The sequence below is a fragment of the Micromonospora gifhornensis genome, assembly GCF_016863515.1.
GTDB classification, from domain to species: domain Bacteria; phylum Actinomycetota; class Actinomycetes; order Mycobacteriales; family Micromonosporaceae; genus Micromonospora; species Micromonospora gifhornensis.
In genome coordinates this window covers 373,544-382,352 of the sequence record NZ_BOPA01000010.1, presented here as the reverse complement: position 1 = coordinate 382,352, position 8,809 = coordinate 373,544, and the positions used below count along the sequence as shown (strand labels likewise).

Below are 8,809 nucleotides of genomic sequence, written 5' to 3'. Positions count from 1 at the left end.
ACCCCCGCCCCACCCACCCCGACCTCGGCCCACCCACCCCGACCTCGGCCCGCCCACCCCGACCTCGGGCCACCCCCGACCCGGACCACCCCCGGCCCGGACCACCCCCGGCCCGGGCCACCCCCGGCCCGGGCGCCCCGGTCGGACCACCCCGGCCCCGCGATCTTGCACTTCTCGTCGCCGCGAAAGGTGTATAAGCCGCAGAACAGCGACCCAAAGTGCAAGATCGCGCGGGTGTGGGCTCGGGCGCGGCCGGAGGCCGGCCTTGGTTCCGCGATCTTGCACTTTGGGTCGCCCCGAAGGGGACATAAGCCGCCGAACGGCGACCAGAAGTGCAAGATCGCGTGGTGAAGGCGTGGGCGGGGTGAGGGCGTGACGTGAGGGTGCGAGTGGGAGGCGCGTGGGGTGCACAGGTGCAGAGGGTGGGAGGGCGCGCGGGGCGGGAGGGTGCGTGGGGCGGGAGGGTGCGTGGGGTGCACAGGTGCGCGGGGTGGGTGGGCGGCGCGGGGTGGGGAGGGGTGCGCGCAGGTGCGGGCGCGCGGGGTGGGGAGGGGTGCGCGCAAGTCCCTGGAGTGGGGGGCGCGCAAGTGCCCTGGGGTGGGGAGGGTGGGGAGGGTGGGGTTTAGAGGGCTAGGCGGACGGCGGCGGTGAGGACCAGTTGGGCCAGGGCGGTGGGGACGAGGATCAGCCAGCAGAGGCGTTGGAGTTGGTCCTCGCGGAGGCGGGGGTAGGAGACCCGCAGCCAGATGATCACGAAGCTGACAGCGGCGATCTTGAGTAGTGTCCAGAGCCAGCCGAGCTGGGCGTCGGCGAAGGGGCCCTGCCAGCCACCGAGGAACAGCACGGTGGTCAGCGCGGCGATCACCACGATGCCGACGTACTCGGCGAGCAGCAGGAACGCGAACCGTAGGCCGGTGTACTCGGTCATGTAGCCGAAGACCAGTTCCGAGTCGGCCACCGGCATGTCGAACGGTGGCCGGCGGATCTCGGCCAGCCCGGCCAGGAAGAAGACCACCATCGCGGGGGCCTGCCAGATCAGCCACCACGGCTGCCACGCCTCGACGATGCCGGAGAGGCTCAGCGTCCCGGCTGCCATCGCCACCGAGGCGGCGGCCAGCACCAGCGGCAGCTCGTAGCCGAGCAGTTGGGCGGCGCCGCGTACCCCGCCGAGCAGGCTGTACTTGTTGGCCGACGCCCAGGCGGACATCAGCACGGCGAGCACGCCGACGCCGACCACCGCGAGCACGAAGAACAGACCGACGTCGAGCGGCTGGCCCACCAGATCGTTCGGGCCGAGCGGGATGACAAGCAGGGCCAGCAGGTACGGCACCAGGGCCACCGCCGGTGCCAGCCGGAACACCGGCCGGTCCGCCGCGCGCGGGGTGACGTCCTCCTTCTGTACGAACTTCACCCCGTCCGCGACGAGTTGCGCCCAGCCGTGGAACCCGCCCGCGTACATCGGGCCGAGCCGGCCCTGCATGTGTGCCATCACCTTGTGCTCGGCCTGTCCGACAAGCAGCGGCAGCACGAGGAAGGCGACCAGCACGCCGCCGATCCGGATCACCAGTTCCAGCCACAGTGGCATCAGGGCGTACCCCCCTCGTCTGGTTGCCCGCCCTCGACGTGGCTCTCCGGCCCGCCAGCTACCGGACCCGCCTCCCGGTCGACGGCCGAACCGGACGCCGGGCCACCACCCGGACCGGAAGCTGTGCCAGCACCCGGACCGGAAGCCGGGCCGCCGGACGCCGGGCTGTCGCCCGCCGGAGCGGGAGCGTCGGGGGGTGTGAGGGCCGGGGCACCGGGGGTGGGAGGGGTACGGGGGGTGCGTGCGCCCGGGGCCGGACGGGCCGGTCGTTCCCGGGCGGGTCGAGCCGGGGTGCCGCCGCGCGGGCCCTCTCCGGCGCCACCGGCACCGGCCGGGGTCGAGGTGGTGCCCCACTCTCCCGGGGCGGGTACGCCGGGTGGCCGGATCGGTCGGCGGCCACCTCCGGCCTCGGACTCGCCCGGTTCTTTCGCGCCGGGCCAGGGCTTGGCGACCCGGGAGGCGAGCACGAACTCCTTGCGCAGCGGATGGCCCTCGAACTCCGGTGGCAGCAGCAGCGGGCGCAGGTCGTCGTGTCCGGCGAAGTCGATGCCGAACATTTCGTGGGTCTCCCGCTCGTGCCAGGCCGCGCCGGGATAGACCGACACCACCGAGTCGATCGTCGGTGTCGCCCGGGGCACCCGTGCCCGCAGCAGCAGACCGTGCCGGTGCGTGGTCGACCAGAGGTGGACCACCACGTCGAAGCCTTCGGCCAGCTCGTCGACGGCGGAGAGCCAGTCGAAGAAGTCGCAGGCCAGCTCGGCGTCGTCCCGCGCGGCCAGCAGCGCCGCCCGCCACTTCGAAGCAGGTACGTCGACGGTGGCCCGCGCATGCGCCTGACCTCCGGAGACCGTCGCGGTGGCCTCGACGGGTGCGAGCAGCGCGACGAGCCGCTGGCCGGCCTCTTCCGGTGTCATGCAGCTGATCCTATGGCCGTACACGGCGTGCCGCGCTGCCCCGGTGGGACGCCGTCACCAACCGCGGTACGACACCACCGTCGACCCGGTGCGTCGTCACCACCAACCGCGGTGCATCGCCACCGTCGCCACCGTCGACCCCGGTGCGACGTGGACGACGGGGTGGGGCACGCCGCCGGGTGGCAATCCCGGCTTTTCCGGCGGGCTCCAGCCGCTGCGGACCAGGATGGGGGCGTGCGCGCTGTGACTGTCATTCCAGGGGTACCCGGCTCGCTGCGGCTGCTCGACGACTACCCGGAGCCGACCACGGAGGAGGGTTCGATCCTGGTGGAGGCGCTCGCGGTGGGGGTCTGCGGCACGGACCTCGAAATCATCGAGGGCAAGTACGGCGAGGCCCCACCCGGCACGGATCATCTGGTGCTCGGGCACGAGTCGCTGGGCCGGGTGATCGAGGACCCGACCGGCACCCTGCAAGCCGGCGACCTGGTGGCCGGGATCGTCAGGCATCCCGACCCGGTGCCCTGCCCGAACTGCGCGGTCGACGAGTGGGACATGTGCCGCAACGACATGTTCACCGAGCACGGCATCAAGGCGCTGCCCGGCTTCGCCCGGCAACGCTGGCGGATCCAGCCCCGGTTCGCCGTCGGGCTGGACCCCGCCTTAAGCGAGGTGGGCGTGCTGCTCGAACCGACGAGCGTGGTGGTCAAGGCGTGGGACCACATCTTCCGCATCGGGCAGCGGGCGGAGTGGCAGCCGCGTACGGCGTTGATCACCGGAGCCGGTCCGATCGGCCTGCTGGCCGCCCTGCTGGCCAGTCAGCGCGGCCTCTCCGTACACGTGCTGGACCTGGCCACCGACGGGCCGAAGCCGGCGTTGGCGGGCGCCCTCGGCGCCACCTACCACGCCGGCTCGATCGACAAGCTCGACTTCGAACCGGACGTCATCGTCGAGTGCACCGGCGCACCGGCGGTCGTCCTCGAAGCGATGTACAAGGTCGCGCCCACCGGGATCGTCTGCCTGGCCGGGGTCTCCAGCGGCGGCCGGACCGTCGACCTCGACGCCGGTTCGCTCAACCGCACCCTGGTCCTGGAGAACAACGTGGTGTTCGGCTCGGTCAACGCCAACCGACGGCACTGGGACGCCGCCGCCGAGGCCCTGTCCCAGGCCGACCGGTCGTGGCTGGCCTCGCTGATCACCCGGCGGGTGCCGCTGTCGGAGTACGCCGCCGCGTACTCCCCCGGCCCGCAGGACATCAAGGTGATCCTCGACTTCACCGCCTGACCCGCCGGCCGGGGGACGACACCGCGTCAGATGCCGGGCAGCCGACCGTTGCGGAACAGGTCGACGAAGAGCTGGTGATCCTGGCGAGCCCGGACCCCGTACGCGTGGGCGAAGTCGACCAGGTGCGCGACGAAGCCGGCCGGGTCGGCGGCCACCACCGCGACGATCGCCTCCTCGGTCGAGTAGTCGACCAGGTCGTGGCTGGACTCGTCGTCGGCGACCGAGTGCATCCGGGCGACCGCCCGACCCAGGTCGGCCAGCACCCCGGCCAGTTCCTCGGGCTCGTTGACGTCGGCCCAGTCCAGGTCGGCGGCGTACGGGGAGACCTCGGCGACGAGCTGACCCACCCCGTCCAGCTCGGTGAAGCCCACCCACGGGTCGGCGTGCGCCTGCAGGGCCCGCTGCGACTCGGCGGTGCGGTGGCCCTGGTGCCGGAAGTAGCCGCGGACCCCCTCGTCGTCGACGTGCCGGGCGACCGCCGGCACCTGGGCCTGCTTCATGTAGATGATGACGTCGTTCTCCAGCGCCTGCGTGTGCCCCTCCAACAGGAGGTTGTACGAGGGCAGCCCGGCCGAACCGATGCCCACGCCCTTGCGCAGCACCACATCCTTGATCTGCGCCGCCAGGGGCCGGTTCTGCGCGGTCGCCGCCGGCAGGGTGTCCAGGTACGCCTCGAACGCCGCACATACCTTGGCCCGCACGTCGCCGTCGACCTCGTACACCCCGTCGCGCAGGGAGAACCGCCGCTCGTACGCGTCGATCGTGGTCTGCTCCCGCAGCAGGTCGACCCGGGTGTTGAGCCGGGCCTGCTGGAGCACCCGGCGCAGCACACCGTCGGCGTTGTCGAGGGTGATCGACCCGATGGCGTCGTCACCGCCCTCGGCGATGGCCCGCAACTCGGTCAGGTAGCTCTCGGCGAAGCCGGCCACCAGCTCGCTGATCACCCGGTCGGAGAGCGCCTTGGTGTAGCCGATCAGCGCCACGCTGGCGACGAAGCGTCGCAGGTCCCAGGTGAACGGCCCGACGTACGCCTCGTCGAAGTCGTTGACGTTGAACACGAGCTGGCCGGAGCCGTTCATGTACGTGCCGAAGTTCTCCGCGTGCAGGTCACCGTGGATCCACACTCGACTGGTCCGGTCGTCGAGGAAGCGATCGTCGGCGAAGTCGCCACGCTGGTCGGCGTAGAAGAGGCTGGCGCTGCCCCGGTAGAAGGCGAACGGGGAGGCAGCCATTTTGCGAAATTTACGGCGGAAGGCGGCCGGGTCGAGCGCCATCAGCGCACCGAACTCCTGGGCCAGCACCTCGACGATGAAGGCGGAACGTTTCTCCGCGAGGTCGGTCATGAATCCGTACGCTAGCTCCCGGCCGCCACCTCGGCGGCGGATCAGGCGTTCGGCGGGCGTACCGGCGGGGCGGTCAGCGAGGCGGTGGAGCGCGGCATCACGCCGCCACCGGGTGGGAGGTCGCCGGGTGAAAGGTCGCCGGGCGCGGTGTCGGTGGGCGGGGCGAGCGGGTCGGGGCGCGGCACCCCGCCGATGCCGGACTGCTCGGCGGCGATCTTCTCCTGCAGACGGAGGATGCCGTGCAGCAGCGCCTCGGGCCGGGGCGGGCAGCCCGGCACGTAGACGTCGACCGGGATGAGCTGGTCGACACCCTTGGTCACCGAGTACGAGTCCCAGTAGGGGCCGCCGCAGTTGGAGCAGGCGCCGAAGGAGATGACGTACTTGGGCTCGGGCATCTGGTCGTAGAGCCGCTTGATCGCCGGGGCCATCTTGTCGGTGACCGTGCCGGAGACCACCATCAGGTCGGCCTGGCGGGGTCCGTGGGCGAACGGGATGACACCGAGACGCATGAAGTCGTGCCGGGACATGCTTGTCGCGATGAACTCGATGGCGCAGCAGGCCAGCCCGAAGTTGAAGACCCAGAGCGAGTAGCGCCGGCCCCAGTTGAGCACGAACCGGATCGGCTCGCCGAGCACCGCCGGTAGCTGCACGACCGCCCCCTTCCGTTCCTCGACAGTCAACCACAGCCCTTTCGGTAAGGAAGGGCCCCTGTTAACGCCTGGCGTTGTACAGGGGCCCCTTCTTAACACTGGCGGGTCAGTAGGACGGGCGCTGCAGCAGGCTTACGAACTCGACGAGCAGTCGCTCGCGCAGCGCCGGTGGCGCGGCGTCGAGCAGGGTGTTCACCGGTGCCATCCGCTCCGGCAGCCCGCCGCCCGCGCCGGAGTCCGGCCCGCCGACCGTGCCGAGGCCCAGCCCGGCGGCCAGGCTCGCGACCAGTTCAGCAGTGAGCGCCTCCGGGGAGAGCGCACCGGCCAGCGCGAGTAGTTCCGGTGGCAGGGTGACCGGCCCGGCGACACCGGCCGCGGCGACCGCCTCGGCCAGGTCCGCGGCGAACTCCGCCGCCCGGGGGGCCACCGCCGCGGTCACCGTCAGGTGCACGCTGCGCGGCAGTCCGGCGTACGTGAGCTGGGGTTGGGTGTGCCAGCCCCGGGCCGCCAGCTCGTCGACCAGGACGAACAGGTCGGGCCCGGAGTCGGTGCTGGTGAAGCAGACGACTGTCGACTCCGGCTCGGTGATCAGCCGCAACCCGTCGACCCCGCGTACGGCGTCGGCCAGCACCCGTGCGGCGTCGCGGGTCCGCCGGGTCAGCTCCAGGTAGCCGTCGTCGCCGAGGTGTCGCAGGGTGGCGTACGCGGCGGCGATCGGCCCGCCCGAGCGGGTCGAGGAGATCACCGGGTTGATCATCGTGTACCCGGGCCAGTCGGCGTACGCGAAGTACTGCGGTGCCCGCAGCGCCGGATCGCGATGCAGCAGCACCGAGACGCCCTTCGGGGCGTACGCGTACTTGTGCAGGTCCACCGAGATCGAGGTGACGCCGGGTACGGCGAAGTCGAAGGCGGGCACCGGCTCGCCGAGGCGGCGCAGGTACGGCAGGGTCCAGCCGCCGAAGCAGGCGTCGACGTGGCAGCGCACCCCGGCTGCGGCGGCCACCTCGGCGATCTGCGTGACCGGGTCGATGACACCGTGCGCGTACGACGGGGCGGAGCAGACCACCAGGACCGTCTCGGGCCCGATCGCGGCGGCCACATCGGCGACCGCCGGCCGGAGCGTCTCCGGGTCGATCGGCACCGAATCGATCTTCACCCGCAGGTAGTGCGCCGCTTTGGCGAACGCCGCGTGTGCGCTCGCCGGCACCACGATGCGGGGCGTGGCGATCTCCGGCCGGGCGTCCCGGGCCGCCTTCACGGCCAGGATCAGTGACTCGGTGCCACCGCTGGTGACGCTGCCGACCACCTCCGGCGCGCTCGTGCCCGGCCCACCGCCGAGCACCCGAGCCGCCGCCCCCACCAGCGCATTCTCCATCGTCAACAGCGACGGAAACGCAGTCGGATCAAGCCCGTTGACATGAGCACTCTCGGCGTAGGCAGCGGCCGCCAACTCGTCCAGCCCCGCCACCCCCGGGTCGTACACATAGGCGAACAACCGCCCCCCATGCGTAGGCCGGTCCAGCCCCCGCAACTCCCGTACCTCCCCCAACACCCGCTCCGCCGCCACACCGCGCGCGGGCAACGCCCCCATACTCTCGTCGATCATGGACTTGTCGTCCCCTCTTCGTGCTGGTTTGCGGCTTTTATCCCGACCACAACTCCATGATCGGCGGACAAAGTGGTGGTGGTGGTGAGGAGGAGGGCTTCGGTGAGGTTGTAGGGGCGGAGGAGGAGGGTGGACAGGGCGATGAGGAGGGCGGGGAGGATGGTGAAGCCCAGAAGGACGCCGAGGCGGGCGGTGTCGGACTGGGCGGCGGCGGTGCCGGTGGTGGAGGAGACGTAGCCGGTCAGGGCGAGCACCAGGCCGTAGATGCCGGGGCCCAGCGCCAGGCCGAAGGTCTCCCCCGCGGTCCACAGGCCGGTGAAGACGCCGGCCTGACGGCGGCCGGTGCGGGCGGTGTCGTACGCGATGCAGTCCGGGAGCATGGCCAACGCGAACACCTGCTGCCCGGCGTACCCGACACCGATCAACGCGACCAGCAGGTAGATCACGGCGGCGGGCAGCAGCGGCGCGGCGACAAGCGCCAGCCCACCGCCGGCCAGGATCAGCGACGCGATCACCAGCCCGGCGAGCTTGCCCAGCCGGGCTCCCACCCGCGACCACAGTGGCATCACCACAAGCGCGGGCCCGACAAAGCAGAGGAACAGCAGGGTCGGGCCGGTCTTCGGGTCGCGCAGGATCTGGTCGGCGAAGTACTGCACCCCGGCGAGGATCGTCGCCACCCCGGCGGACTGCACCACGAAGCAGAGCAGCAGCGCCCGGAACGGCCGGTTGCGGCCGGCCACCGCGAGTTGGGCCCGCAGGCTCGGCTCGCTCTCGGTGACCACCTGCTGGGGCGCGGACCGGGTGCCCAGGAACGCGCCGACCGCACCGAGCGCGATCAGCGCGGCGACGAACAGCCCCATCCAGCGGTGTCCGGACAGGCCACCGCCGGCCGCGTCGCGGACCAGTGGGGCCACCGCACCGGAGACCAGGATGGCAAGCGCCAGCACCGCGATCCGCCAGGTCATCATCCGGGTACGTTCGGCGTAGTCGCTCGTCAACTCGGCCGGCATGGCCACGTACGGCACCTGGAAGAAGGCGAACGCGGTCGCCGTGGCCAGGAAGGCGACGGCGACGTACGCCCCGGCCGCCGACCCGGCACCGAACGGCGCCGCGAAGATCGACCCGAAGAGTACGGCCAGCGCCAGCCCACCGACGAGCAGGTACGGCCGCCGGGCGCCCCAGCGGGAGCGGGTCCGATCGGAGATCCGCCCGGCGACCGGGTTGACCAGCACGTCCCACGCCTTCGGCAGGAGCACCAGCAACGCCGCGACGCCGGCGGCCACGCCGAGCGTGTCGGTCAGGTACGGCAGCAGCAACAGCCCCGGCACGGTGCCGAACGCCCCGGTGGCCAGCGAGCCGAGCGCATAGCCGGCGTGCACCTTGCGGGGCAGGGCCGGTGCGCCGGATCCACTCGGCGGTGCGGTCATGGC

Annotated in this window: 6 protein-coding genes and 2 pseudogenes; 2 read left to right on the top strand and 6 right to left on the bottom strand. The window is 72.0% G+C overall.

All coding sequences use genetic code 11. From position 1 onward, the window contains the following. Positions 1–197, top strand: a pseudogene (locus Vgi01_RS06300) (Rv0361 family membrane protein); the annotation flags it as partial. Positions 198–622: 425 nt separating this feature from the next. Here the strand turns inward: Vgi01_RS06300 and Vgi01_RS06295 are convergent. Both Vgi01_RS06295 and Vgi01_RS06290 read right to left on the bottom strand, forming a co-directional pair. Continuing rightward, positions 623–1,585, bottom strand: a complete 963-nt coding sequence (locus tag Vgi01_RS06295; RefSeq protein ID WP_013735991.1) for a complex I subunit 1/NuoH family protein — start codon at positions 1,583–1,585, stop codon at positions 623–625. 314 nt (positions 1,586–1,899) lie between these two features. Next, a pseudogene (locus Vgi01_RS06290) lies at positions 1,900–2,499 on the bottom strand (NADH-quinone oxidoreductase subunit C); the annotation flags it as partial. A gap of 234 nt (positions 2,500–2,733) precedes the next feature. On the opposite strand from Vgi01_RS06290, the gene Vgi01_RS06285 reads away from it, so the two are divergent. After that, positions 2,734–3,780 (top strand): glucose 1-dehydrogenase, encoded by a 1,047-nt coding sequence (locus Vgi01_RS06285; RefSeq protein WP_204290413.1) that lies wholly within the window; start codon positions 2,734–2,736, stop codon positions 3,778–3,780. A gap of 26 nt (positions 3,781–3,806) precedes the next feature. Here the strand turns inward: Vgi01_RS06285 and Vgi01_RS06280 are convergent, their stop codons facing one another. From Vgi01_RS06280 to Vgi01_RS06265, 4 genes are all read right to left on the bottom strand, one after another. After that, the gene (locus tag Vgi01_RS06280; protein WP_102660312.1) at positions 3,807–5,123 is read right to left on the bottom strand and encodes a DUF2252 domain-containing protein; all 1,317 of its coding nucleotides are present in this window, start codon (positions 5,121–5,123) and stop codon (positions 3,807–3,809) included. Positions 5,124–5,164: 41 nt separating this feature from the next. Further along, the gene (locus Vgi01_RS06275; protein WP_204290412.1) at positions 5,165–5,773 is read right to left on the bottom strand and encodes an NADH-quinone oxidoreductase subunit B; all 609 of its coding nucleotides are present in this window, start codon (positions 5,771–5,773) and stop codon (positions 5,165–5,167) included. 106 nt (positions 5,774–5,879) lie between these two features. After that, positions 5,880–7,379: a pyridoxal phosphate-dependent decarboxylase family protein gene (locus Vgi01_RS06270; RefSeq protein ID WP_204290411.1), complete on the bottom strand. Its 1,500-nt coding sequence runs from the start codon at positions 7,377–7,379 to the stop codon at positions 5,880–5,882. Then, positions 7,376–8,806 (bottom strand): MFS transporter, encoded by a 1,431-nt coding sequence (locus tag Vgi01_RS06265; protein WP_204290410.1) that lies wholly within the window; start codon positions 8,804–8,806, stop codon positions 7,376–7,378. Before Vgi01_RS06265 ends, Vgi01_RS06270 begins: the two co-directional genes overlap by 4 nt. Positions 8,807–8,809 lie beyond the last annotated feature (3 nt).